The following is a 24,384-nucleotide window of genomic DNA, read 5'->3' as shown; positions in this document are numbered from 1 at the left end:
GACATGCTGAGCGATCAGGAACTGCTGCGTTACAGCCGGCAGATTCTGCTGAAACAGATCGATGTGGATGGCCAGCTGCGCCTGAAGAACAGCCGGGCATTGGTCGTCGGTCTCGGCGGCCTGGGCTCGCCGGTAGCGCTCTATCTGGCTGCGGCGGGTGTCGGCGAGCTGCACCTGGCGGACTTCGACACGGTGGACTTGACCAACCTGCAACGCCAGGTGATGCACGACACCCCGTCCATTGGCCAGCCCAAGGTGGATTCGGCGATGGCGCGGCTGGCGGCGATCAACCCGGAGGTGGCGTTGGTACCGCACCGCGTGGCACTGGATGAAGACAGCCTGGCGGCGGCCGTGGCGGCGGTGGATCTGGTGCTGGATTGCTCGGACAACTTCTCCACCCGCGAGGCGGTCAACGCCGCCTGCGTTGCCGCCGGAAAGCCCCTGGTCAGCGGTGCGGCGATCCGCCTGGAAGGCCAGTTGTCGGTGTTCGATCCGCGTCGTCCGGAGAGCCCTTGCTACCACTGCCTCTACGGCCACGGCAGCGAAGCCGAGCTGACCTGCAGCGAGGCGGGGGTGGTTGGTCCGTTGGTGGGGTTGGTGGGCAGCCTGCAGGCGCTGGAGGCGCTGAAGCTGCTGGCCGGTTTCGGCGAGCCGCTGATCGGGCGTCTGTTGCTGGTGGATGCGTCGGGCGGCCGTTTCCGTGAACTACGGGTCAAGCGCGACCCGGCCTGCACCGTGTGCGGAGGCGCGCATGGCGAGTGACGCGCCCATCGGTGTCTTCGATTCGGGCGTCGGCGGCCTTTCCGTGCTGGGTGAAATCCGTGAGCGCCTGCCCAACGAGTCCCTGCTCTATGTGGCCGACAGCGGGCATGTGCCCTACGGCGAGAAGAGCCCGGAATACATCCGCGAACGGTGCGCGACCATCGCCGGCTTCCTGCTCGGGCAGGGCGCCAAGGCGTTGGTGCTGGCCTGCAACACCGCCACTGCTGCTGCGGCGGCGGAGCTGCGCGAGCGCTATCCGGATGTCCCCATCGTCGCCATGGAGCCGGCGGTGAAACCGGCGGCGGAAGCGACCCGCAGCGGCGTGGTCGGCGTTCTCGCCACCACCGGCACCTTGAAGAGCGCGCGCTTCGCCGCGCTGCTCGATCGCTTCGCAAGCGACGTGCGGGTGATTACCCAGCCCTGTCCGGGGTTGGTGGAGTGCATCGAGGCGGGCGAGCTGCGGGCGGAGGGCACGCGTGAGTTGCTGCGAGGGTATGTCGAGCCGCTGTTGGCCGAAGGCTGCGACACGCTGATCCTCGGCTGCACCCATTACCCCTTCCTCAAGCCGCTGCTGCACGAGCTGGTGCCGGCGTCGGTGAGCCTGATCGATACCGGCGCGGCGGTGGCACGACACTTGGAGCGCTTGCTCAGCGAGCGCGGATTGCTTGGCCGTAACGCTCAACCGGCCCGCTTCTGGACCAGCGGGGAATCGGGGCAGATGGAGAGGGTGCTTCCAGTGCTGTGGGGTAAAAGCACGGACGTGCAATCTTTTCCTGAGTGAGCGGTCACAAATTTACACTGCTTTTACTTAAGGCAAAGGCTTCTATAATCGCGTTTAAATATGCGATTTCCTTCAAACCTTCAGAAAAAGGATGTTTCCATGAAGAAGCTGTTCTCGTTGACCGCGGCTGCTGCGATGTCCCTGGGTGCGCTGGCTTCGGCGCAGGCAGCGGATGTTACCTTCGCCGTTGGACAGTCCAGCGAATCCACCATGGTCTACCGCCTGGGCGCTCAGTTCGATTTCGAGCGTAGCTGGTTCCAGAGCGATGTGGGCCGGCTGACCGGCTACTGGGACGCCGCTTACACCTACTGGGATGGCGACGAAGCGTCGAGCAACCATAGCCTGTCCTTCTCGCCGGTATTCGTCTATGAGTTTGCCGGTGAAACGGTGAAGCCCTACATCGAGGCCGGTATCGGTGTTGCCGCCTTCGAGAACACGGAGTTCGAGGATCGCGACCTGGGCTCCTCGTTCCAGTTCGAAGACCGCCTCGGCGTGGGCCTGCGCTTCTCCGGCCAAGAGATCGGCCTGCGCGCCATGCACTACTCCAACGCTGGCCTCAAGCAGCCGAACGACGGTGTCGAGGCATACACCCTGCACTATCGGATGTCCTTCTGACGAGTCCACCGCCGTAAAAAAGAAACCGGGCCTTGGCCCGGTTTTTTTCAGCCCCGCATTCGGCTGCTGCGGTACTGCTGTCGGTAGAGCCCGGCGAAGCCGTGCAGCAACGGCAGGACCAGTGCCCAGAGCAGGGAGAGGCCGACCAGGGTCGGCAAGAGGCCGTAAGACAGGTGCATATCGGCCAGTTCGGTGGCACCAAGGTAGGACAGCGGCCCGGCCACCGCACCGAGCAGACTGGCACGCCACCAGGGTTTCGCCGTCCAGGCCAGGCTGTGATTCAGAGTGGTGCCAAGCAGGGCCCAGAGCAGCGCGAGCCATAGCGGGATCAATTGGCGCTCGTCGCCGAAATGGAACACGCCCAACTGCAGAAGAAAACTGTCCAGTGCGCTACCGGCAAGAAAGACGCTGACCACCAGCTTGCCTTCCTCGGCCCAGGAACTGGTCCAGAACAGATGCGCCAGTAGCACCGCCACGGCCACCAGCAGCCAGGGACCGGTGCCGCCCAGGACACAGGCGAACCAGGCGAGCAGGAAAAGGGCGGCATTGATCAGCGGTTTGCGCATCGAGTCGTCCGAGTAGTTGAGCGGTGCCGATGGTGCGCTCCAGCAAGTCCCCTCGCAATAGTGTGAATGAAATTCCCTCTGCCTGATGCTGGGGCCGGTTGGTTCGGTCATCCGGCATGCAGCCCCTCCAGTGCCTTGAAGGCGGCCAGGGCGCGCTCGCGACTACGGGCCAAGTCGACGATCGGCCGTGGATAGTCGGCCAGGGGGAAGAGTCCGCCGTGGGACGCCGGGTCGTGGATGTCGCGGTTGCCCAGGCCGGACAGCTCCGGCAGCCAGTGACGCAGGAAGCGGCCTTCGGGGTCGAAATTGCGTGACTGGTTGATCGGGTTGAACAGGCGGAAGTAGGGCGCGGCATCGGTGCCGGTGGAGGCGCTCCACTGCCAGCCGCCGTTGTTGGCGGCGAGATCGCCGTCGATCAGGTGGCGCATGAACCAGCGCTCGCCTTCTCGCCAGTCGATCAACAGGTTCTTGGTCAGGAACATGGCGCTGATCATGCGCAGGCGGTTGTGCATCCAGCCGGTGGCGAGCAACTGACGCATGGCGGCGTCGACGATGGGGATGCCGGTCTGGCCTTGTTGCCAGGCTTCCAAGTCCAGATCATCGCGACGCCACTGCAGCAACTCGGTGACTGGGCGGAAGGCGCGGTGCTTGGACACCCGCGGGAAGCCGACGAGGATGTGCTTGTAGAACTCGCGCCAAAGCAGCTCGTTGATCCAACTGACGACGCCGGGATTGCCGCCATCGAACTCGCCGCGATTGGCCGAGAGGGCGGCGTGCAGGCATTGCCGAGGCGACAGCACGCCGGCGGCCAGATAGGGCGATAGTCGGCTGGTGCCCGGGATCGCGGGCAGGTCGCGGGTGTCGTGGTAATCGACGATGGATTCGTCGACGAAGCACCGCAGCCGCTCGTGAGCGACGTCCTCGCCGGCCGGCCAAAGATCACGAAGGCTGGCCGAGGGTTGGGCGAAGCCGGCAACCCGGGTCGGTATTGCATCGCTCGTCAAGGGCAGTGGGGTCTGAGCCAGGGGCAGCGGGACGCGATCCGGTAGAGAGACCCGCAAGCGTGCATGGCAGACCTTGCGGAATTGTCCGAACACTTGGAAGTAATGGCCGGCCTGGGTCAGCACGCTGCCCGGGGCGAAGAGCAGCTGGTCCAGGTGGCTGCGAAAGGCGATGCCGCGTGCTTGCAGCGTGGCGGCGACGGCTTCGTCGCGGCGCTGTTCATTGACCCCGTACTCTTCATTGACCCTGACGCACTCGATGCCCTGTTCGAGACAGAGACGCTCCAGCAACTGTGGCGCGTCGTCCCAGCGATCGATCTCGCGTACCAGCAGCGGTACGTTCAGGCGGGCCAGGGAGCGGCTCAGTTCGGCCAGGTTGCGTAGCCAGAAATCCACCTTGCAGTCGGCGTCGTCGTGCAGGCGCCACTGGCCGGGGCTGAGCAGGAACAGGGCGATGGTCGGTCCCGCCGCCATGGCGGCGGCGAGGGCGGTGTTGTCCCGAGTTCTCAGGTCGGTTCGGAACCAGATCAGTTGAGGCATGGCAGGTCAGATCGCATTGCGCAGGCTGAGGTCTTCCGGGTGTGGCTGCAGGTAGGCCTGGCGGGCCACGTAGTCGTCCGGGTGACGGCGGAAGTGATGCTTGAGCAGGGTCAGCGGGACCACCAAGGGCACCACGCCCTTGCGGTACTGCTCGATGAGCTGCTGGATTTCCGCTTTCTCGTCATGATCGATGCGCTGTCGCAGATAACCGCTGAGGTGCTGCAGCACGTTGCTGTGGGTGCGGCGGGTGGCGCAGCGTTGCAGCGCCGCCATCAGGTCGCGGAAATAGCGCGGACCGAGTTCCTCCGGGTGGTATTGGCCGATGTCGCCGAGCAGGCGGCCGAGCGCCTTGTATTGCTGCGGGTTTGCGGCCATCAGCAGGTATTTGTAGCGGGCGTGGTAGTCGAGGATGGCTTTGCGGGTCAGGCCGTCGGCCCGCAGCCGCTGCCATTCGGCATAGGCGAATACGCGGGTGAGGAAGTTTTCCCGCAGGACCGGGTCATTCAGCCGGCCGATCTCTTCTACCGGCAGGTCCGGCCGGGCTGCGCAGAACGCCTGGGCATAAATGCCTCGTCCGCCGCCCTCGGTGGGGTGGCCGTTGTCCTGATAGACCTTGACGCGCTCGAGTCCGCAGGAGGGCGATTTCTGCATGAAGATGTAACCGCACAGGTCATCGTGCCCGGCGGCCATGCGAGAGCCGTAGTCGGCAAGCGCCTCGGTAACGTCGCGCTGCCGTTCCACGGTTCCGACCGCTCGTGGCGATAGCGGATCGCCGACCAGGCGTATGGGTTCACGGGGGACGCCCAGGCCGATTGCCACTTCCGGGCACAGCGGAACGAAGTCGAAGTACTCGGCAAGGGTCCGGCTGCACAGGCGCGACTCCTTGTGCCCGCCGTTGTAGCGCACCTCATCGCCGAGCAGGCAGGCGCTGATGCCGAGTCTGGGTTTCGCGGTGGTGCCGGTCATGGCGTCGTCCTCGTTTTCGTTTTCTAATAATTAGACAGTAAATTGTACAAATCAATAGAATTGTATAAGAATTGTTTGGGCGACGAATGCGTCCACCGGGCATGTCTGGCATGGCCCGGTTCGTGTCGGAGGAAGAGGGGGCTGTCGTCAGGGCGACGACAGCGAGGAGGGGGAATTACTGCAAATGTTCGAGCAGGCGGCGGGCGGCCTCGTTACCGCTCAGCCAGGCGCCTTCGACCCGTCCGGAGAGGCACCAGTCGCCACACACGTAGAGCCCCAGGTCGGCATCGGCCAGGGCGCCCCATTGGTGGGCTTCCGCCGGTCGCGCGTAGAGCCAGCGATGGGAAAGGCTGAGGGCCGGTGCGGGGACGGCGCAGCCGATCATCTCGGCGAAGGCGCCATGCAGGTGCTCGATCACGCTTTCCTTGGCCATGTCCAGGTGCTGCTTGCTCCAGGCGCTGGTCGCGTGCAGGACCCAGGTGTCCAACTGGTTGTCGCGCCCCGGCTTGCTGCGGTTGCGGGCCAGCCAGTCGAATGGTCCTTCCTGCACGAAGCAGCCTTCCAACGGGGTATCAAGTGGGGTCTCGAAGGCCAGGGCGACCGCCCAGGTCGGCTCCATGACCACGCTGGCCGCGGTGCTCGCCAGCTTGGGCGCGGCGGCCAGGAGGGCGCTGGCCTGTGGCGCCGGGGTGGCGACCACCACGTGGCTGAACGGCCCATGGCTCTGGCCTTCGGCGTCTTGCAGGTTCCAGTGCTGTTCGCCGCGAAAGACTTCGGTGATGCGGCAGGAGAAGTTGACCGGCAGGGCGCCGAGCATGGCACGGGCGATAGCGCTCATGCGCGGGGTGCCGACCCAGCGAATCTGTTCGTCCGGCGAGGGGCTGAACTGGCCGTCGCTGTAATTGTACAGGTTCGGTGTCCACTCGGCGACCCAGCCGCGGCTGCGCCATTGCTGGACCACCTCGGCGAAGCGGCGGTCGCGGGCGGTGAAGTATTGGGCACCCAGGTCGATGGAGCCGGCGTCGCTGCGCTTGCTGCTCATGCGGCCGCCGCTGCCGCGACTTTTTTCGAACAGCCGGACCTGCTGCCCTGCCGCATGCAGGGTCTGGGCGGCGGAAAGCCCGGCGATGCCGGTGCCGATAATGGCGATGGGTGCGCTCATGGTCTACCTCATACCTATGACTTTAGACTGCGCCTTCGACAAAAACCTATACGCATGGCTGAGCGTTGTACAGGTGAGTCTCGGGTCCTATCGCATCCCTTGCTGACAGGTGGCGGACGAGCCGTTGTGCAGCACATAGCCACCTGCTGTTTTCAGACTAGGGCCAGATCACGGTTTTGCGCCATGGGGAGGAAGATGCCATGCACATATTGCTGACCGGCGGTACGGGTCTGATTGGACGCGGACTCTGTCGTTACTGGATTGGACAGGGGCATCGCCTGGTGGTTTGGAGCCGGACGCCAGAGTTTGTCCCGCGTCGCTGCGGTGAAGCGGTGCGGGGAATCGGCACGCTGGAGGAATACGGGGACGCGCCACTGGACGCGGTGATCAACCTGGCGGGTGCGCCCATCGCCGATCGACCCTGGACCGGCAAGCGCAAGAAGCTGCTCTGGGCGAGCCGGGTGACGCTCACCGAACGCCTGCTGGCCTGGCTGGAAACGCGCGAGCAGAAACCGCGCACTTTGATATCCGGTTCGGCTGTGGGCTGGTACGGCGATGCGGGCGAGCACCGCCTGACGGAAGTCTCGCCGCCGGTCCGGGAAGATTTCGCCGCCCAGCTCTGCGGGGCTTGGGAAGAAGCCGCGCTACGTGCCGAGGCGCTGGGTATCCGGGTGGCGCTGGTGCGTACCGGGCTGGTGCTGGCCGCCGACGGCGGTTTTCTCAAGCGCCTGCTGCTGCCATTCCGCCTCGGCCTCGGAGGGCCGATCGGCAACGGCCGGCAATGGATGTCCTGGGTCCATCTGCAGGATCAAATCACCCTGATCGATTTTCTCTTGCAGCGGGAGGAGGCACGCGGTCCTTATAATGCCTGCGCGCCGCAGCCGGTCAGGAATGCCGAGTTCGCCCGCGCACTCGGCCGCGTGTTGCATCGGCCGGCGGTGCTGCCGGTTTCTGCGCCGTTGTTGCGAGTGGGGCTGGGGGAGCTCTCCGGATTGCTGCTGGGCGGCCAGCACGCCGAACCGGCGCGTTTGCTGGAAGCCGGCTTTTCGTTTCGATTCACCTCTCTGGATGCGGCCCTCGAGGATCTTCTCGGCCGCCACTGATTAGGATTCCGCATGACCGATCACGCGCTGTTACTGGTCAACCTGGGTTCGCCGGCCTCCACCGAGGTGGACGATGTGCGCCGTTACCTGGACCAGTTCCTGATGGACCCCTACGTCGTCGATCTGCCCTGGCCGCTGCGTCGGCTGCTGGTATCGCTGATCCTGATCAAGCGCCCCGCCGCCTCGGCCCATGCCTATGCGTCGATCTGGTGGGATGAAGGCTCGCCGCTGATCGTGCTCAGCCGCCGCCTGCAGGCCACGATGACGCAGCAGTGGCAGTTGGGGCCGGTGGAGCTGGCCATGCGCTACGGCGAGCCGTCCATCGAGAGCGTGCTGCTCAAGTTGGCGCGCCAAGGCATCCGGCAGGTGACGCTGGCACCGCTCTATCCGCAGTTCGCCGACAGCACTACCACCACGGTCATTGAAGAGGCTCGCCGGGTCATCGCGGCGCATCGCCTGGCGTTCGATCTCTCGGTGCTGCAGCCGTTCTACGACCAACCGGAATACCTCGATGCCCTGGTGGCCAGCGCCCAGCCGCACCTGGCCCAGGGGTTCGACCATCTGCTGCTGAGCTTTCACGGACTGCCCGAGCGCCATCTGCACAAGGCCGACCCCAGCGGCCGGCATTGCCTGAAGCAGGCCGACTGCTGCCGCAATGCGCCGGCCGAGGTGCTCGCCACCTGCTACCGCGCCCAGTGCCTGCGTACGGCCGAGGGCTTCGCCGCGCGCATGGGGCTGCGGCCTGAACAGTGGTCGGTGTCGTTCCAGTCGCGCCTGGGCCGCGCCAAGTGGATCGAGCCCTATACCGAGGCGCGTCTCGACGAGCTGGCCGCCAGTGGGGTGAAGAAGCTGCTGGTGATGTGCCCGGCCTTTGTCGCCGACTGTATCGAGACGCTGGAGGAGATCGGCCAGCGCGGACGCGAGCAGTTCGTCGCGGCGGGGGGCGAGGAACTGGTGCTGGTGCCGTGCCTGAACGATCACCCGGCCTGGGGTGCTGCCCTGGCCCAGCTCTGCCTGCGGGCCCCACGCTTACTGTGACCCGCGAGTCATCAGTGGGGCGGCTGCTTGCGCATTCGCCTCGTTGATAACACGGCTTCTCAGGTATTCACCCTGTCCATCCCGACCTAAGCTGGCCTTTCTTCCCACCCGTCGCGCGCCGCGCTGGCGGCGCCGAGGAGATGCCAGTGCACAACAACAATAATGGCTACCCCTCCAGCGCTCGTGCCTGGATCACCGTCACCATCCTGATGGTGGCTTACGTGCTGTCGTTCATCGACCGGCAGATTCTCAACTTGCTGGTCGCCCCCATCCGCCGCGACCTGGTCATCAGCGATACCCAGATGAGCCTGCTGATGGGCCTGTCCTTCGCCCTGTTCTACACCGTCTGCGGCATTCCTCTAGGGCGCCTGGCCGACACGCGCAGCCGGCGTGGCCTGATCGCGCTGGGCGTGTTGTTCTGGAGCGCGGCCACCGCTGCCTGCGGCATGGCCCGGTCCTATTTGCAATTCCTGTTCTGCCGAATCGGCGTGGGTGTCGGCGAGGCGGCGTTGTCGCCGGCGGCCTATTCGCTGATCGCGGACAGCTTCCCGGCCGAGCGCCGCGCTACCGCCATCAGCGTGTATTCCATGGGGGTGTACCTGGGCTCGGGCATCGCCTTCCTGCTGGGCGGGCTGGTGATCCGCTTCGCCTCGGCCCAGGGCGACGTGATGCTGCCGCTGCTCGGCGAAGTGCGGCCGTGGCAACTGATCTTCCTCATCCTCGGTGCCGCCGGCGTGCTGTTCACCCTGTTGCTGCTGGCGGTGCGGGAACCGGCCCGGCGCGGCGTGGGGGCGGGCGTCGCCGTGCCTCTGGCCGAAGTGGGACGCTACATTCGCAGCAATCGGCGCACGGTGCTCTGTCATAACCTGGGCTTCGCCGGGCTATCGTTCGCCGGCTACGGCAGCGCCGCCTGGGTGCCGACCTTCTTCATCCGTACCTACGGCTGGGACGCGGGGCAGGTGGGTATCGTCTACGGCAGCATCGTCGCGGTGTTCGGTTGCCTCGGCATCGTCTTCGGCGGCCGGCTGGCGGACTGGATGGCACGCCACGGCCGGCGCGACGCCAACATGCGCGTCGGGCTCTATGCGGCGGTCGCGGCGCTGCCTTGCGTGCTGTTGTTCCCCTTGATGGACGAAGCCCTCTGGGCGGTGTTGCTGATGGCGCCTACGGTGTTCTGCCTGTCAATGCCGTTCGGTGTGGCGCCGGCGGCGATCCAGGAGATCATGCCCAACGCAATGCGCGGTCAGGCCTCGGCGATCTATCTGTTCGTCATCACCCTGGTTGGCCTCGGCATCGGCCCGACGGCAGTGGCGCTGGTGACCGACTATGTATTCGCCGACGACCACGCCCTGCGCTATTCGCTGCTGATCGTTACGAGTCTGGCGGTGTGCGGATCGATCCTGCTGCTGAGCAAGGGGCTGAAGCCGTATCGTGAGAGCATCGAGCGTTTGCAGCGGTGGAGTACGGCGCCCAAGGCCGAGGCGCTGCGAGGGGAAAGTCCCGCCTCGGCATGAGGCGGGACGGGGGCTCAGGCCTCTTCGCTGAGGGCCTTGCTGCGCCAGCCGGCACCGCCGGGGAGCAGCAGATTGAGGAGGATGGCGATGACGCCGCAGAGCGAGATGCCCTTGAGGCTGACTTCGCCGGCGCCGATCACCATGCCGCCGATGCCGAACACCAGGGTCACGGCGACGATCACCAGGTTGCGCGCCTCGGAGAGGTCGATCTGGTGACGGATCAGGGTATTCAGCCCGACCACCGCGATGGAGCCGAACAGCAGGCAGAGGATGCCGCCCATCACCGGTACCGGGATGCTCTGCAGCGCGGCGCCGAACTTGCCGATGAAGGCTAGGACGATGGCAATCGCCGCCGCCCACATCATCACCTTGGGGTTGAAGTTGCGGGTCAGCATCACCGCGCCGGTCACTTCCGAGTAGGTGGTGTTCGGCGGCCCGCCGAACAGGCCGGCGGCGGAGGTGGCCAGGCCGTCGCCGAGCAGGGTGCGGTGCAGGCCGGGTTTTTTCAGGTAGTTCTTGCCGGTCACCGTGCCAATGGCCAGCACATCGCCGATGTGCTCGATGGCCGGGGCGATGGCCACCGGCAGCATGAACAGGATGGCGCCCCAATGGAGTTCGGGAGCGACGAAGTTCGGCACCGCCAGCCAGGGGGCGGCATTGACGGCGGCGAAATCCACCACGCCGAGGGCGATCGACAGACCGTAGCCGACCGCGACACCGGCCAATATCGGTACCAGGCGGAAGATGCCGCGGCCGAGGACTGCCACCAGCAGGGTGGTGAGCAGCGCCGGCAGGGAAATCATCAGTGCCGTATCGTACGGCACCAGTTGCGCGCTGGCGTCGCCGGCCTTGCCCATCGCCATGTTGGCGGCGACCGGGGCCAGTCCGAGTCCGATGGACATGATCACCGGGCCGATCACCACCGGCGGCAGCAGGCGGTCGATGAAACCGGTGCCCTTGAGCTTCACCGCCGCGGCCAGCAGCATGTAGACGAAGCCGGCAGCGACCAGCCCGCCGAGGGTCGCCGGCAGGCCGAAGTCGGTCTTGGCAGCGAGGATCGGCGCGATGAAGGCGAACGACGAGGCGAGGAACACCGGCACTTGGCCCTTGGTCACCCATTGGAAGATCAGGGTGCCGAGGCCGGCGGTGAACAGCGCGACGTTAGGGTCCATCCCGGTGATCAGCGGCATCAGCACCAGGGCGCCGAAGGCCACGAAAAGCATCTGCGAGCCGGCCAGGGCCTGGCGCCAGACGGGTTCATGCATGGGGTCCCGCATGGATCAGGTGTCCTTCTGCTTGGTGCCGAAAATCTTGTCGCCGGCATCGCCAAGGCCGGGAATGATGTAGCCGTGCTCGTTCAGCCGCTGATCGATGGAGGCGGTGTAAATCTGCACGTCGGGATGGGCATCGTTGACCGTCTTGATGCCTTCCGGCGCCGCCACCAGGACCAGGGCGCGGATTTCCTTGCAGCCGGCCTTCTTCAGCATGTCGATGGTGGCGACCATGGAGCCGCCGGTGGCGAGCATCGGGTCGACGATCATGGCCAGGCGCTGGTCGATCTCCGGTACCAGTTTTTCCAGGTAGCTCTGTGCTTCGAGGGTTTCCTCGTTGCGCGCCAGGCCAACCACGCTGACCTTGGCGCTGGGGATCAGGCTGAGCACGCCGTCGAGCATGCCGATACCGGCGCGCAGGATCGGTACCACGGTGATCTTCTTGCCGGCGATCTTCTCCGCCGTCACGTTGCCGCACCAGCCGGCGATCTCGTAGCTTTCCAGGGGCAGGTCCTGGGTCGCCTCGTAGGTGAGCAGGGCGCCCACTTCCTGGGCCAGTTCGCGGAAATTCTTGGTGCTGATGTCGGCCCGGCGCATCAGGCCGAGCTTGTGGCGGATCAGGGGGTGGCGAATCTCACGGATGGGCATGCGAAGGGTCTCCGGCGACGGCAAGGTGGGAGGGCTGGACGAATGCGGGCCCGGGTGTTGCGCCAGGTCCGTTCGAATAGGCGAATAATGGCAGGTCCGGGGGCCGGATGGAAAATCCGGAAGAAGGGAACATGCGGCATGACGCCGCAAACGCAACGGATTTTGCCGTCATCGCCGTCCACGCCGGCTATCCTTGAATCCGTTCCGCAAGCACGACGGGGTCTGAACGATCGGTCAGAAAAAGAACGTGGCAGGCCTCGCGCGGCGGATGCCGTATCGCTTGTCCGACGGGGCTTGCCCCACGGGCAGCAGATGAGTACCGTTGCGCCTTTTTATTCAGCCAACCTAGGGGAAACGCCATGTCCGCCGATCTCGCGCATATCCGCCAAGTGATGGCGGAAGCCGATTGCCTGTACACCGAAGCCGAAGTGGAGGCCGCCATCTCCCGCATCGCCGAATCGATCAACGGCGAACTGGCCGAGCGCAATCCGGTGGTGTTTTGCGTCATGAACGGCGGCTTGATCTTCGCCGGCAAGCTGCTGCCGAAACTGAACTTCCCGCTCGAGCTGTCCTACCTGCACGCGACCCGCTACCGCAACGAAACCAGCGGTGGCGAGTTGTTCTGGAAGGCCAAGCCGGAAATTTCCTTCATCGACCGCGACGTGCTGATCATCGACGACATTCTCGACGAAGGGCATACCCTGGCCGCGATCATCGACTTCTGCCGCCACGCCGGTGCCGCCCATGTACACACTGCCGTGCTGATCGACAAGACCCACGACCGCAAGGCCCGCCCGGACCTCAAGGCCAACTACGTCGGCCTGCCGTGCATCGACCGTTACATCTTCGGCTACGGCATGGACTACAAGGGCTACTGGCGCAATGCGGCCGGTATTTATGCGGTGAAGGGCTTGTAAGTCAGCGCCGCACGGTTCGTCGGATATTCAGGACGCCTCGGCTATCGCCGGGGCGTTTTCGTTTTCCAGCCAGCGCAGCGCCTTTTCCCGCGCTTGCGGCAGGTCGCGCACATAGGCCAACTGATGGTCGGCCTGGTGTACTCCGGCGCGTCGCAGTTTCAGCCGCACCCGTGGCGTAGTGCCGACCAGCACCAGGGCGATGCCCTGCCGGCGGTAGTCGCGCAGCACGTTGTCCAGTGCCGCCAGGGCAGTCATGTCGAGCATGGGCACTGCACTTATGTCGACGATCACCACTTTTACGCCGGCGCTGAATCGGCGCAGCACACTGAGGGCCTTTTCCGCCGCGCCGAAGAACAGCGGCCCGCGGATCGCATAGACCAGCACGTGGTCCGGCAGGTCGGCCAGCGCCTGGTGGAAATGGCGCGGTAGCGGCGCGGTGTCGGTGAGATCGCTCATCCGCTTGATGAACAGGCCCGCCGCCAGCAGCAGGCCGACGCCGACCGCCAGCACCATGTCGAACAGCACCGTCAGGATCAGGCAGGTCAGCAGCACCAGCACGTCGCTGCGCGGCGCGATGCGTAGCGTATGGATCACATGCTTGGCCTCGCTCATGTTCCAGGCCACCAGCAGCAACAGGGCGGCCAGCGCGGCCATCGGCAGGTAGCTGAACAGCGGCGCGAGCAGCAGCATGGCCAGCAGCACCACGCCGGCATGGATGATCGCCGCCAGCGGCGAATGCGCTCCGGCGCGCACGTTGGCGGCGCTGCGGGCGATGGCGGCGGTGGCGGTGATGCCGCCGAAGAACGGCGCTACCAGGTTGCCGAGGCCCTGGCCGAGCAGCTCGGCATTCGGGTCGTGCTTGCTGCCGGTCATGCCGTCGGTGACCACCGCGCAAAGCAACGATTCGATGGCGCCGAGCATGGCGATGGCGAAGGCCGGCGCGAGCAATTGACGGATCAGCTCGAAGGACAGTTGCAGCGGCGCGCCATCCGGACCGGGCAGGCTCCAGGGCAGGGCGAGGCTGGGCAGGAATGGCGGAATGCCCGGGTGGGTCACGCCGTCCAGCTCGTAGCTGAAGCGTTCGCCCAGGGTCGCCACCGGCAGTCCGAGGTATTCCAGGGCGAGGCCGAGCAGCGCGCCCACCGCCAGGGCGATCAGGTGACCGGGAATCTTCGGTACCCAACGCGGCCAGAGGACCAGCACGGCCAGGCAGGCCGCCCCGACCAGCGCGTCGCCGAGCTGTGCACCGGGCAATGCGCGGCCGATGGCGCCGACCTGCTCGAGGTAATGCTGCGGATGGCCGGCCAGGGTCAGGCCGAGCAGATCCTTGACCTGCAGGGTGGCGATGACGATACCGATACCGGCAGTGAAACCGAGGGTCACGGGGTAGGGCACGAACTCGATCAGGCGCCCGGCCCGCCCCAGGCCGAGGGCGATCAGGATCAGGCCGGCCAACAGGGTACACAGCAGCAATCCGCCGATTCCGTACTGCTGGGTGATCGGCAGCAGGATGACGACGAAGGCGGCGGTGGGGCCGGAGATATTGAAGCGCGAGCCGCCGGTCAGGGCGATCAGCGGGGCGGCGATCAGCACGGTATAGAGGCCGTGTTGCGGCGCCACGCCGACGGCGATCGCCAGGGCCATGGCCAGGGGAATCGCAATGATGCCGACGGTCAGGCCGGCGGCCAGGTCTCCACGCAGATGCTTGAAGGTGTAACCACCGCGCAGGACTTGGCGCCAGGCGGCGAACAGCGGAGGTATGGATAGCGACATGATGGCTCCCGATGACTGCTCGGCGAGTATAAGCCCTCGCATCACGTGGGGACATTGATCCACGTGGTCTTCCCACGCGCATCGCAGTTCCTGCATGTGCGTTGAGCACTTGGGGGAGCGGCGTTACACTGCCGGCCCGTTCAAGAGTGGCCCTGAACCGTTGGAGAGAGCGATGCGCAAAGACAAGAAGCAGGTGATCGGCGAGGAAATCAGCGACGACCAGGTGAAGCTGTTCCTGACGGTGGAGCCGGCCGACGATACGCCACCTTCCCTGCACAAGCTGATCAAGGCCTACCGCGGTCTGCGTATCGATGACTTCGAGCGGTTCGTCGGCTTCTTCGTCGAGGCGGGATACGACCTCGGCGCGAAGAACGCCAAGGGCGAAGACTTCGTTGCCCTGGTCCGCGACCAGCGCAATGCCGAGCCTTATATCGAAGTGGTTCGAGCGGCGACCCGCTGAGTCGCAAAGCATCGAAGAGCCCGCCTTGCGCGGGCTCATTCTTTTCTAGACTGTCTCCGTGTTTTCAGTTGCCAAGGAGACGAGCATGCAAGTCGAACCCTATCTGGTTTTCAACGGGCGTTGCGAGGAGGCCCTGGAGTTCTATTGCCAGGCGCTCGGGGCGCGGATCGAGTTTCTCATGCGCTTCAAGGAGGCGCCTTCCCAGGAAGGTTGCGAGGGCGTCAACCCGGAAGGGGTCATGCATTCCAACCTGCGGATTGGCGACAGCCAGATCATGGCTTCGGACGGAATGAGCACGGACAAGGCCGTGTTCCAAGGCATCAGCCTGGCGCTCGCGGTGGAAAGCCCGGAGCAGGCCGAGCGGTTCTTCGGCGCCCTGGCCGAGGGCGGGCAGGTCAGCATGCCATTGCAGAAGACCTTCTGGGCCAAGTCCTTCGGCATGCTGGTCGATCGCTTCGGGGTGTCCTGGATGATCAACTGTCCTGAGTGACCATGAATAAAAAACCGCCCGATGGGCGGTTTTTTATGGGGGCCGATCAGCCTCGGGAGACTTCCGGCGACCGCACCACGCTCTGCTCCTCGGTCAGTTGCAGGCGCTCGTCCGACTGGGCCTGGACCTTGCGGTACAGGTCGGCGTCGGTGGTCAGTTGCTTGAGACGGGCCGGGAAGATTTCCTTTAGCTTGCTGTTCCAGTTGGCCGTGCCGACCTTGTCGCGGAAGCAGCGCTCGAGCAGGTCGAGCATGATCGAGACGGTCACCGACGCGCCCGGCGAAGCACCGAGCAGGGCGGCGATGGAGCCGTCCTCGGCCGCCACCAGCTCTGTGCCGAACTGCAGGATGCCGCCACGCTTCGGGTCCTTCTTGATGATCTGCACGCGCTGCCCGGCCACTTCCAGGCGCCAGTCTTCGGCCTTGGCTTCCGGGTAGAAGTTGCGCAGGGTCTGCAGGCGCTTCTCGTCGGACTGCAGCACCTCGCCGATCAGGTAGCGGGTCAGGTCCATGTTGTCGCGGGCGACCGCCAGCATCGGGCCGATGTTGCTCGGGCGGATCGACAGCGGCAGGTCGAGGAACGAGCCGTGGCGCAGGAACTTGGTGGAGAAACCGGCATAAGGCCCGAACAGCAGGGACTTCTTGCCGTCCACCACGCGGGTGTCCAGGTGCGGGACGGACATCGGCGGGGAGCCGACCTCGGCCTGGCTGTAGACCTTGGCCTGGTGCTGTTTGACCACTTCCGGGTTGTCGCAACGCAGCCACTGGCCACTGACCGGGAAGCCGCCGAAGCCCTTGCCTTCCGGAATGCCGGACATCTGCAGCAGCGGCAGCGCGCCGCCGCCGGCGCCGAGGAAGACGAACTTGGCAGTCACTTCGCGCTGCCCGCCGGTCTTCAGGTTCTTGATGGTGACGTGCCAGCCGTCCGCGGCGCGCTTGAGGCCGACCACCTTCTGGTTGCACTTGACCTGGGTGTCGGCCTGGCCCTGCAGGTAAGTCAGCAACTGGTTGGTCAGGGCGCCGAAGTTGACGTCGGTACCGCCCATCACGCGGGTGGCGGCGACCGGTTCGTCGGCCGGGCGGCCCGGCATCATCAGCGGCATCCACTCGGCCAGGGTCGCGCGGTCTTCCGAGTATTCCATCTCGGCGAACGCGTGATGCTGGGTGAGGGCCGCGAAACGCTTCTTCAGGTAGGCGATGCCATCATGGCCGCGCACGAAGCTCAGGTGCGGAATCGGATTGATGAAGGTCCTCGGCGAACCGAAGGTGCCCTTGTTGACCAGGTAGGCCCAGAACTGTTTGGACTCCTCGAACTGGGCATTGATGGTGATCGCCTTCTTGACGTCGATCGAGCCGTCCGCGGCCTCCGGCGTATAGTTCAGCTCGCAGAGACCGGCATGGCCGGTGCCGGCGTTGTTCCAAGGGTTGGAACTCTCGACGGCACCGGACTCCATCAGTTCAACGACTTCCAGCTTGATGCCTGGCTCGAGCTCCTTGAGAAGCACTGCCAGTGTCGCGCTCATGATGCCGGCACCTACCAGCAACACATCCACTGCTTCGTAATCGTCTTGCGCCATTGCTCGCCACACTCTTTTGAAGTTGTGAAAAACCGTCATTTCACGCTCTTTTGGAGACGCGAACCTCGAAAAAGGTCGTCTGACACGCGCGCGCCGCTCCACCAGCGTGGGCGACACGCTGCATCCGTGCAAAGTGTTCTGCGCTACGGGGCGGAAACAGGCGGCTGGCCGGGTGGCAGCACGATGGGGCGACTCTCTGGGGCGTGCGAAAATGGCCGGCCAGATTGTCCGGCGGCGCTGCGAGGCCCGATCAGGAGGCGTCCTTATAATCGGGGGGCGATTATAACGATGAATTTCGGAAAATGATCTCCCGGCGTGACTTTTCTTCGCCAGTCGGTCAGGCCGGCAACGGCTGGCGTCGCGTCGACTGGGAAGAGACCTGGGGGATACGGGCTTCGGCGGGCAGCGGGCGCTGCAGCCAGGCGAGACGGCATTCGCTGACCTCCACCCAGCCCGCGCCTTGCGGAGCCACGCGCGACTCGTGGAAGCCGCAGCAGAGGCCGTGGGCGTCGAGCAGGGCGAAGCAACGGCGTTTACCGCGCGGAGCGAACAGTGACCAGAGCCATAACATGGGCGAGACCTCCTGGGGACCGGGGCAGTGTGGCTTGTGTGCGTGACAGGGGCATGACAGGAACCGCCCGGTACGCCGCCCAGTCCAACCTGGCAATGAGAGGCCGGCGCGGAGCGCTGTTAGCGCAGCGCGGCCGTCGCTATACTGCCGGCCATTCGTCCGAAACTGGAGATTTGAGCATGCTGCATCGTCTGTTGCTCGGCCTGATCGCCGCTGCCAGCCTGACCCTCGTCGGTTGTGCCCACAGCCCGCAACAACTCAGCCCGCAACCGAAACTTACCTCCGCATTGACGCCGGTCGGCCAGGGCCAGCCGGTGGTGGTGCGGGTAGTCGATGGGCGCCCGTCGCCGACTCTCGGTACCCGTGGCGGCCTGTATCCGGAAACCAGTGTCATCAACGTGCCTGCCCAGAACATCCTGCCCCAGTTGCAGGCCCAGGCCGAGGCGGCTGTCCGTCTGCTCGGCTTCACGCCGTCGCCGAACGCCTACAATGCGCCGCAACTGACCGTCACCCTGGCCGAGTTGAAGTACCAGTCGCCGAAGGAAGGCCTGTACGTCACCGAGGCGAAGATCGGTGCCACCTTCCGGGCCGATGTGCAGAACAGCACCCGCCGCTACAGCGGCCGTTATGGCGCCTCCCTGGACCAGCGCTTCGGCATGGCGCCGAACCAGGAGACCAACACCAAGCTGGTCAGCGACGTGCTCAGCGATGCGCTGACCCGTCTGTTCAAGGATCCGACCATCGGCCAGATTCTGGCGCAGTAACCGCCCGGAAATGGAAAAGCCCGGCGTGCCGGGCTTTTTTCTGCGCATCATCCCTGCGCGTCGTTAGGCCGCTTCGGCGTAAAGCTCCGGCAAACTGAAGCCGGTGTGCTGGTCGATGTCCGGCAGGTCGTAATGCTCATGACCGCCGAGTGCGCAATAGACCAGCCAATGATGGTCATGCACGTTGAAAGACAGGCCGTCGATCAGCTCTTCCACTTCATCCAGTGAGTCGATCAGGTAATCGCGGTCGAGGGGTTGTGCGTGCAACATGACGGTTCCTCCGTGGACAGTGTGAATACGCTCCTCCGCAAGCCAGAAGCGGCGGTTGGCGTACGGGGGAGGATTCAAACCTTAGGCCAGGGATATGACGATTGTCAGACAGTTTCGAGATAGACGGCTGCGTTCGTCGGAAACGAAACGTATAAGGCCCCGGTTTCAGTACACTTCGCCGCTGTATTTCGGGCTGTCCGGGTTCTTTCCGATGGCATGAAAGGCGACGGACGGCCTTTTTCGAGGCGAAAAACCGCAGGGCTGGCCGGTCAATCCGGCGGCCGCGCCGCGACGAGCGGCCGATTTTCCGCAGCGCACGCCTGAGAGGGCCGGATTTTTCCTCTTAATGGTGCGCAGGCCGGGCGCCTGCGCCAATCCGATGCGGAGCTTACCGATGTCGTTGCAGGCGTTGTGGTCGCTGGTCGTCGCCTATCCCCAACAATCGATCAATACCCTGGCATTGCTGTTCGGCCTGGCTGGCGGTTGGCTGCTGATTGCTACCCGGCTGCGCGAGCAGCGCGCGATGGCGCGGCTGGTGGCTGAAAGCGAACTGGAAACGTTGGAGGGGGACGCGCCGGCGATGGATGAGCCGACCCGCCGGCTCAACCAGTTCTTCAATCGTTTCGGCTATGTCTGCCTGTCGCTGGCGCTGGCCGTGTCCTGGTTCAGCACGCGCGTCTGAACCGGACGAGGCCGCTGCTCAGAGCGGCAGACCGGCCTTGACCCGATACTGATTGCGCACCGGATTGGCGTATTGCAGCACCAGATAGGGTTGCTGCACGCCGGGGCAGGCGGCGAGGCGTCTTTCCCACTCGGCGCGGGCGCGCTCCAGTTCGGCGGCGGGGAACAGCTCCGTGGCGACCGGGACGTTCAGCGCCGGGTCGCGCTCGCTCCACATTTCATATGCCAGATAGTGCACCGGGAACAGCCGGTACGAGCCGAGGATCTGCCGGTCCATTTCCGCCGCCAGCAGCTTGGCATCCTCGAAGCCGCCGCTCACCGGGGCGCCGAAGGCGACGTGGACACGTCCCTTGTAGCCGGTGATGCCCAGGGCGATGCTGGCGTCATCCTCGCCCGGCGCCTTCTCGTAGCGGCCGGTGGTGGCGCGGATGTACAGCTCGCGGGCCTTGGCTTGGTCGCAGGGGTCGTATTCGTAGCTGATCGAGACCGGTGTCAGCTTCAGCTCGCCGATGACCTGCTCGAAGGGCTCGTCCTTGCGGCTCATGTGGAACATCTTGAGGATCGCCGAATCGGTGCGATCGTCCCCATCCTTGGCGCGGCCTTCGGCCTGGGCGATCCAAATCGACTGGCCGTCCACCCGGATCGAGTGGTTGATGTAGGCGGAGAGCAACTGGTAGGCCGCGAGCTTCTCCCGCCGTCCGCTCAGCGAGCGGTGCACGATGAAGCTCTTGTTCAGGCGCATCAGGTCGCTGACGAAGGGGCGTTGCAGCAGGTTGTCGCCGATGGCGATGCGCGGGGTCGGCAGGCCGGCGTGGTAGACGGCGTAGTTGACGAAGGCCGGGTCCATCACGATGTCGCGGTGGTTGGCGAGAAACAGGTAGGCGTTGCCGGGTTTGAGCTGGTCGAGGCCGGAATAGGTGACCCCGTCGGTGGCTCGCTCGATGGTGCGGTCGACGTAGGGTTCGATCTTGTCCTGCAGGGCGCTGACCGAGTCGATGCCGGCGAACTCCTGGCGCAGCCGATGGGCTATAAGAGGTTTGAGGGCCCAGCCGAACGCACCGGCCATGCGCGGAAAGCGGAAGCGCATGAGTACGTCGAGAAAAGTCTTGTCGGCGAACAGGCGCGCCAGAACGGCGGGCACTTCGGCGTCGGCGTAGGGTCGGATGGCTTCGAATTCGCCCATCATGCTCTCTTGTTGTTGGAACGGCTGCGGTAGGTTCGGGCCGGCGGCCCACACATAGACCGGCGATTATACCTACAAGTCACATGGAGACCGCGATGCTGGAGACCCAGCAGTACCAGTGCCCCTATTGCGGCGAGCCGGCCGAGGCCGTGCTCGATCTGTCCGGTGGCGACCAGACGTACATCGAGGATTGTCCGGTCTGCTGCCGGCCGATCCTGTTCGACTTGCGCAGCGACGGCGTGGACTGGAGCCTGGACGTGCGGCGGGAGGACGACTGATGCAGCGCATCTACGAGCCGGTGGACTTGCTGGAAGCCGAATTGCTGCAGGGCATGCTCGCCAGCGAGGGTATCGAGGCGCACCTGGCGGGTCGCCACCTGCTCGGTGCGGTGGGCGAACTACCGCTCAGCGGTCTGCTCGGGCTGCTGGTGGAAGACTCCGATGCCGACCGCGCGCGCCAACTCATCGCTGCGTACAATGCGGCCCTGCCGTTGCCCGGCGAGGAGCCGGAGCATGTTCCGGGCGTGCTGCTCTGCTGAGAGCACCGCGTTGCGCTGCCTGTCTTTAATCCCTTCGCGAGTCCGAATCCATGTGTGGTCGTTATGCCCTGTTCCGCTGGTCGCCATCGCTGGCGGCGTTGCCCGGTTTCCCGTCGGATCAGCAGCCGCACTGGAATCTGGCACCGGGCGCCCAGGTGCTGATGCTGCGCGAGGTGGAGGGCGAGCGGCAGGCGGCGCTGGCGCGCTGGGGGCTGACGCCGGCCTGGTTGACCGATCTGTCGCGCACCCCGGCGCAGGCGCGGGCGGAGACCCTGGCCGACCAGCCGATGTTTCGCGAGCCGTTCCGCCAACGGCGCTGCCTGCTGCCGGCCAACGGTTTCTATGAATGGCGCGGTAGTGCTCGCAAGCGCCCGTACTGGTTGACGGGGGAGGCATCGGTTCTGCATTTCGCCGCGATCTGGGAAGTCTATCCGGTGGTGGGGCACAACTACTTGAGCGTCGCCCTGGTGACCCAGGCGGCGGCCAACCAGCGTCGTCCGTTGATCCTCGACGAGCAGGCGCAGCAGGATTGGTTGGCGGTGGACACGCCGTTGCCGCGTGTCCTGGAGCTGCTGGCTTCCCCTCAACCGGTTCTACGCGAGCGTGTCCTGGCCAACTTGGTCAACGACCCGAAGCTCGATGCGCCGGAGTGCCTGACCCCGGCGTGAGGCGGGGGTGTTGGGCGAATGAATTCGCCCCTACAAGTCAGCATTGCCTGTGTAGGAGCGAGCTCTGCTCGCGAATGGAGGCACATAAAAAGTTTCGCCAGCAGAGCTGGTTCCTACGATGAACGGGTTTCGCTCCCGCGCGGAGATTCGGAGTGAGCTCTACTCACGAATCGCCCCTCACCCCTCATACCCTGAACTGATTGATCAACCGGCGCTGTTGCTCGGCCAGTTTGGTCAGTTCGGCGCTGGCCTGGCTGGATTCGTCGGCGCCGCCGGCGACTTCCTGGGCCACCTGGCCGATGGTGGTGACGTTGCGGTTGATGTCCTCGGCGACTGCGCTTTGCTCCTCGGCTGCGCTGGCGATCTGGGTGTTCATGTCGTTGATCACCGAAACCGCTTCAGTGATCGACGCCAGTGCCTGCGCTGCCTCGGCGGCCTGCTGCACGCTGTCGTCGGTGCGCGCTTGGCTGTTTTCCATCACGCTGACCACGTCGCGGGTGCCGTTCTGCAACTGCTGGATCATGGTCTGGATTTCTTCGGTGGCCTGCTGGGTCTTCTGCGCCAGGTTGCGCACCTCGTCGGCGACCACGGCGAAGCCGCGTCCCTGCTCGCCGGCCCGTGCCGCCTCGATGGCGGCGTTGAGGGCGAGCAGGTTGGTCTGCTCGGCGATGCTGCGGATGGTCACCAGGATGGCGTTGATGTTCTCGCTGTCCTTGGCCAGGCTCTGCACCACACCGACGGCGCGGCCGATCTCGTTGGCCAGGGCGGTGATCGCCTCGGAGGTGCTCTGCACGATGCGTTTGCCCTCGTTGGCCGCCTGGTCGGCATGGTTGGCCGCTTCCGCCGCGTGAGTGGCGTTGCGCGCCACATCCTGGGCAGTGGCGGTCATTTCATGCACGGCGGTGGCGACCAGCTCGATTTCGGCCAACTGCTTCTGCACACCCTGGTTGGTGCGGATGGCGATGTCGGCGGTGTACTCCGAGGAATCGCTGACTTTCTGCACCGAGGTGACGACCTGACCGATCATCGTCTGCAGCTTGGCGAGGAAGGTGTTGAAGCCCTTGGCGATCTGCCCGAGTTCGTCGGCGCGATCGACTTCCAGGCGGCGGGTCAGGTCGCCTTCGCCCTGGGCGATGTCGTCCAGCATGACCACCATCTGCCGCAGTGGCCGGGCGATTCCGTAGCCGACGAACCAGATCGCCAGGAGGCCGATCACGGCGATCAGCAGGCCGACCAGGGCCATGCCCAGGACATTGGCGTCGTGCTGGGCACTCAGCTCGCCCTGCAATTGGTTCAGCTCGCTCATCACCGCTTCAATCGGCAGTTGCAACATGAGCGTCCAGCGGGCGCCGGTGTCGGCGATCTCGAAGGGCAGGAACAGCTCGATGTGGCCGTGGTCCTCGTCGATATCGTAGAGCGGCTGGCCGGGGCTCAGGTGCTTCAGGTTGCCCAGTTCGTTGGCGTCGAGCACCTTGGAGACCGGTTCGCCGAGCAGTTTGGCGTCGCGGGTGTAGGCAACCAGGCGGTCGTTGGAGGCGATCAGCGCCATCTCGCCGGCTCCGTTATAGAGCTGGCGATCCGCCTGGTTCAGCAGGTCCTGGATGAAGTCGAGTGCGAGGTCGGCACCGGCGATGCCGCGGAATTCGCCATCGACCAGGATCGGCGTGGTGAAGGAGGCCAGCATGACCATCTTGCCGCCGACGTCGTAAGGCGCCGGGTCGATCACGCAGGACTTCTTGCGTTCCTTCGGGCACAGGTAGTACTCGCCTTCGCGCACGCCGGTGGGCAGCAGGGTCTGGCTTTCCATGTAGCCGATGGCGTCCACCCCCAGGCTGCCGTCGGCGTTGCGGAACCACCAGGGCAGGAAACGGCCGCTGCCGTCGTAGCCGTTTTCCTTGATTCCGGCATGGCTGGCGTCGTCGTTGTCGAAGGCGTTGGGTTCCCAGCCGATGTAACTGCCGAGCAGCTTGGGATTGCCCGCGGTGGTCTCCCTGACCAGGTTGGACAGCTCTTCCCGGCTCATGCTCAGCAGTGGGTTGCCGGCGGTGTCGCGCTTGCCGAGCATGGCATTGACCCGTGCCAGTCCGGCGGTGACCAGCAGCGGCATTTCCAGCTCGCGCTGAATCTGGCTGGCCTGTGCCTGGGTCAGGGTGACCAGTCGCTCATTGATCAACTTCTCCAGCAGGTCGCGGGTCCGCTCCTCCACCAGCGCCTGGGTCCGCGCGCCGGACAGCAGCGAATACAGCACCAGCGCGGCCACGACAGCGAGGACGCTGACACCAGCCAGCGCCGCGATGGAAAACTGGATCGACTTGAATTTCATAGAAGCTCCAGGCAAAGAGGTCGCCCACCCTTGGGTATCGGCAGGCTATGGGAAAACTTAGAACCGTTTCACATTTGCTGCCCGGGCGGACTGTCGCCTTTGCCTCTTCCTCGACGGAAAAGCGCAATGGGAAGAGGACGACGCTTGTCTCAATAACGCGGTCGGCCCGGTATTCCACAAGGCGCGTTATTGCCCGCCGACAG

The 24,384-nt window shown here is 65.1% G+C and carries 26 protein-coding genes and 1 pseudogene; 14 read left to right on the top strand and 13 right to left on the bottom strand.

Features of this window, described 5'->3' with window-relative positions; genetic code table 11:
- Positions 1-3: 3 nt before the first annotated feature.
- The 3 genes from BZL41_RS23545 to BZL41_RS23535 all read left to right on the top strand — a co-directional run bounded on the left by BZL41_RS23545 (position 4) and on the right by BZL41_RS23535 (position 2,158).
- Positions 4-762: a molybdopterin-synthase adenylyltransferase MoeB gene (locus BZL41_RS23545; protein ID WP_095601533.1), complete on the top strand. Its 759-nt coding sequence runs from the start codon at positions 4-6 to the stop codon at positions 760-762.
- Positions 752-1,543: a glutamate racemase gene (gene murI, locus BZL41_RS23540; RefSeq protein ID WP_095601503.1), complete on the top strand. Its 792-nt coding sequence runs from the start codon at positions 752-754 to the stop codon at positions 1,541-1,543. Before BZL41_RS23545 ends, murI begins: the two co-directional genes overlap by 11 nt.
- Before the next feature lie 99 nt (positions 1,544-1,642).
- Positions 1,643-2,158, top strand: a complete 516-nt coding sequence (locus BZL41_RS23535; RefSeq protein WP_095601502.1) for an acyloxyacyl hydrolase — start codon at positions 1,643-1,645, stop codon at positions 2,156-2,158.
- A 47-nt stretch (positions 2,159-2,205) separates the two neighbouring features.
- On the opposite strand, the gene BZL41_RS23530 is transcribed toward BZL41_RS23535, so the two are convergent.
- The 4 genes from BZL41_RS23530 to BZL41_RS23515 all read right to left on the bottom strand — a co-directional run bounded on the left by BZL41_RS23530 (position 2,206) and on the right by BZL41_RS23515 (position 6,393).
- Positions 2,206-2,724 (bottom strand): DUF2878 domain-containing protein, encoded by a 519-nt coding sequence (locus BZL41_RS23530; RefSeq protein ID WP_095601501.1) that lies wholly within the window; start codon positions 2,722-2,724, stop codon positions 2,206-2,208.
- Positions 2,725-2,831: 107 nt separating this feature from the next.
- The gene (gene phrB, locus BZL41_RS23525; protein ID WP_095601500.1) at positions 2,832-4,265 is read right to left on the bottom strand and encodes a deoxyribodipyrimidine photo-lyase; all 1,434 of its coding nucleotides are present in this window, start codon (positions 4,263-4,265) and stop codon (positions 2,832-2,834) included.
- A 6-nt stretch (positions 4,266-4,271) separates the two neighbouring features.
- Positions 4,272-5,231 (bottom strand): 2-thiouracil desulfurase family protein, encoded by a 960-nt coding sequence (locus tag BZL41_RS23520; protein WP_095601499.1) that lies wholly within the window; start codon positions 5,229-5,231, stop codon positions 4,272-4,274.
- Positions 5,232-5,406: 175 nt separating this feature from the next.
- Positions 5,407-6,393, bottom strand: coding sequence for an NAD(P)/FAD-dependent oxidoreductase (locus BZL41_RS23515; protein ID WP_095601498.1), 987 nt, complete (start codon positions 6,391-6,393; stop codon positions 5,407-5,409).
- A gap of 200 nt (positions 6,394-6,593) precedes the next feature.
- On the opposite strand from BZL41_RS23515, the gene BZL41_RS23510 reads away from it, so the two are divergent.
- The 3 genes from BZL41_RS23510 (at position 6,594) to BZL41_RS23500 (ending at position 10,048) form a co-directional block, all read left to right on the top strand.
- A complete protein-coding gene (locus BZL41_RS23510; RefSeq protein WP_095601497.1) occupies positions 6,594-7,496 on the top strand; it encodes a TIGR01777 family oxidoreductase in 903 nt (300 codons plus the stop codon).
- Positions 7,497-7,508: 12 nt separating this feature from the next.
- Positions 7,509-8,534: a ferrochelatase gene (gene hemH / locus BZL41_RS23505; RefSeq protein WP_095601496.1), complete on the top strand. Its 1,026-nt coding sequence runs from the start codon at positions 7,509-7,511 to the stop codon at positions 8,532-8,534.
- A gap of 146 nt (positions 8,535-8,680) precedes the next feature.
- Entirely contained in the window at positions 8,681-10,048 is a 1,368-nt protein-coding gene (locus BZL41_RS23500; protein ID WP_095601495.1) for an MFS transporter, read from the top strand.
- A gap of 14 nt (positions 10,049-10,062) precedes the next feature.
- On the opposite strand, the gene BZL41_RS23495 is transcribed toward BZL41_RS23500, so the two are convergent.
- The gene (locus BZL41_RS23495) at positions 10,063-11,325 is read right to left on the bottom strand and encodes a uracil-xanthine permease family protein (protein ID WP_095601494.1); all 1,263 of its coding nucleotides are present in this window, start codon (positions 11,323-11,325) and stop codon (positions 10,063-10,065) included.
- A gap of 3 nt (positions 11,326-11,328) precedes the next feature.
- Entirely contained in the window at positions 11,329-11,967 is a 639-nt protein-coding gene (gene upp, locus BZL41_RS23490; RefSeq protein ID WP_095601493.1) for a uracil phosphoribosyltransferase, read from the bottom strand.
- Positions 11,968-12,326: 359 nt separating this feature from the next.
- On the opposite strand from upp, the gene BZL41_RS23485 reads away from it, so the two are divergent.
- Positions 12,327-12,884 (top strand): hypoxanthine-guanine phosphoribosyltransferase, encoded by a 558-nt coding sequence (locus BZL41_RS23485; RefSeq protein WP_095601492.1) that lies wholly within the window; start codon positions 12,327-12,329, stop codon positions 12,882-12,884.
- A 27-nt stretch (positions 12,885-12,911) separates the two neighbouring features.
- Here BZL41_RS23485 and dauA read toward each other — a convergent pair whose 3' ends face one another.
- On the bottom strand, positions 12,912-14,657 hold the full coding sequence (gene dauA, locus BZL41_RS23480; RefSeq protein ID WP_095601491.1) for a C4-dicarboxylic acid transporter DauA: 1,746 nt from the start codon (positions 14,655-14,657) through the stop codon (positions 12,912-12,914).
- Between the two features lie 172 nt (positions 14,658-14,829).
- On the opposite strand from dauA, the gene BZL41_RS23475 reads away from it, so the two are divergent.
- Both BZL41_RS23475 and BZL41_RS23470 read left to right on the top strand, forming a co-directional pair.
- Positions 14,830-15,117 carry a PA4642 family protein gene (locus BZL41_RS23475; RefSeq protein ID WP_095601490.1) on the top strand — a complete coding sequence of 96 codons (288 nt, stop codon included), beginning with the start codon at positions 14,830-14,832 and terminating at the stop codon, positions 15,115-15,117.
- Between the two features lie 85 nt (positions 15,118-15,202).
- Positions 15,203-15,607, top strand: coding sequence for a VOC family protein (locus BZL41_RS23470; RefSeq protein ID WP_095601489.1), 405 nt, complete (start codon positions 15,203-15,205; stop codon positions 15,605-15,607).
- 46 nt (positions 15,608-15,653) lie between these two features.
- Here the strand turns inward: BZL41_RS23470 and mqo are convergent, their stop codons facing one another.
- Both mqo and BZL41_RS23460 read right to left on the bottom strand, forming a co-directional pair.
- A complete protein-coding gene (gene mqo, locus BZL41_RS23465) occupies positions 15,654-17,183 on the bottom strand; it encodes a malate dehydrogenase (quinone) (protein ID WP_095601488.1) in 1,530 nt (509 codons plus the stop codon).
- A 337-nt stretch (positions 17,184-17,520) separates the two neighbouring features.
- Positions 17,521-17,754, bottom strand: a complete 234-nt coding sequence (locus BZL41_RS23460; RefSeq protein WP_095601487.1) for a hypothetical protein — start codon at positions 17,752-17,754, stop codon at positions 17,521-17,523.
- 179 nt (positions 17,755-17,933) lie between these two features.
- Here BZL41_RS23460 and BZL41_RS23455 point away from each other — a divergent pair, with 179 nt between their 5' ends.
- Positions 17,934-18,518 (top strand): YajG family lipoprotein, encoded by a 585-nt coding sequence (locus BZL41_RS23455; protein ID WP_095601486.1) that lies wholly within the window; start codon positions 17,934-17,936, stop codon positions 18,516-18,518.
- A gap of 63 nt (positions 18,519-18,581) precedes the next feature.
- On the opposite strand, the gene BZL41_RS23450 is transcribed toward BZL41_RS23455, so the two are convergent.
- Complete coding sequence (locus tag BZL41_RS23450) at positions 18,582-18,788, bottom strand: hypothetical protein (RefSeq protein WP_084335472.1); 207 nt, start codon at positions 18,786-18,788, stop codon at positions 18,582-18,584.
- Between the two features lie 394 nt (positions 18,789-19,182).
- Here BZL41_RS23450 and BZL41_RS23445 point away from each other — a divergent pair, with 394 nt between their 5' ends.
- On the top strand, positions 19,183-19,470 hold the full coding sequence (locus BZL41_RS23445) for a hypothetical protein (protein ID WP_095601485.1): 288 nt from the start codon (positions 19,183-19,185) through the stop codon (positions 19,468-19,470).
- 18 nt (positions 19,471-19,488) lie between these two features.
- On the opposite strand, the gene BZL41_RS23440 is transcribed toward BZL41_RS23445, so the two are convergent.
- Complete coding sequence (locus tag BZL41_RS23440; protein WP_168191063.1) at positions 19,489-20,655, bottom strand: 1-acyl-sn-glycerol-3-phosphate acyltransferase; 1,167 nt, start codon at positions 20,653-20,655, stop codon at positions 19,489-19,491.
- A 92-nt stretch (positions 20,656-20,747) separates the two neighbouring features.
- Between BZL41_RS23440 and BZL41_RS23435 the strand changes: the two genes are divergently transcribed.
- The 3 genes from BZL41_RS23435 to BZL41_RS23425 are packed head-to-tail and all read left to right on the top strand — an operon-like array spanning position 20,748 to position 21,858.
- The gene (locus BZL41_RS23435; protein ID WP_095601483.1) at positions 20,748-20,930 is read left to right on the top strand and encodes a CPXCG motif-containing cysteine-rich protein; all 183 of its coding nucleotides are present in this window, start codon (positions 20,748-20,750) and stop codon (positions 20,928-20,930) included.
- A complete protein-coding gene (locus tag BZL41_RS23430) occupies positions 20,930-21,190 on the top strand; it encodes a putative signal transducing protein (protein WP_095601482.1) in 261 nt (86 codons plus the stop codon). Before BZL41_RS23435 ends, BZL41_RS23430 begins: the two co-directional genes overlap by 1 nt.
- Positions 21,191-21,240: 50 nt before the next feature.
- Positions 21,241-21,858, top strand: a complete 618-nt coding sequence (locus tag BZL41_RS23425; protein WP_095601481.1) for an SOS response-associated peptidase — start codon at positions 21,241-21,243, stop codon at positions 21,856-21,858.
- Between the two features lie 184 nt (positions 21,859-22,042).
- On the opposite strand, the gene BZL41_RS29550 is transcribed toward BZL41_RS23425, so the two are convergent.
- Positions 22,043-22,885: a methyl-accepting chemotaxis protein gene (locus tag BZL41_RS29550; RefSeq protein WP_371916565.1), complete on the bottom strand. Its 843-nt coding sequence runs from the start codon at positions 22,883-22,885 to the stop codon at positions 22,043-22,045.
- Positions 22,886-22,900: 15 nt separating this feature from the next.
- Positions 22,901-23,101, bottom strand: a pseudogene (locus BZL41_RS29545) (HAMP domain-containing protein); the annotation flags it as partial.
- Between the last annotated feature and the right edge of the window lie 1,283 nt (positions 23,102-24,384).

The organism is Pseudomonas sp. PIC25 (genome assembly GCF_002286785.1).
GTDB lineage: Bacteria > Pseudomonadota > Gammaproteobacteria > Pseudomonadales > Pseudomonadaceae > Pseudomonas_M.
Note: the sequence above shows the minus strand (reverse complement) of the source record. Positions and strands in the feature narration are given on the sequence as shown.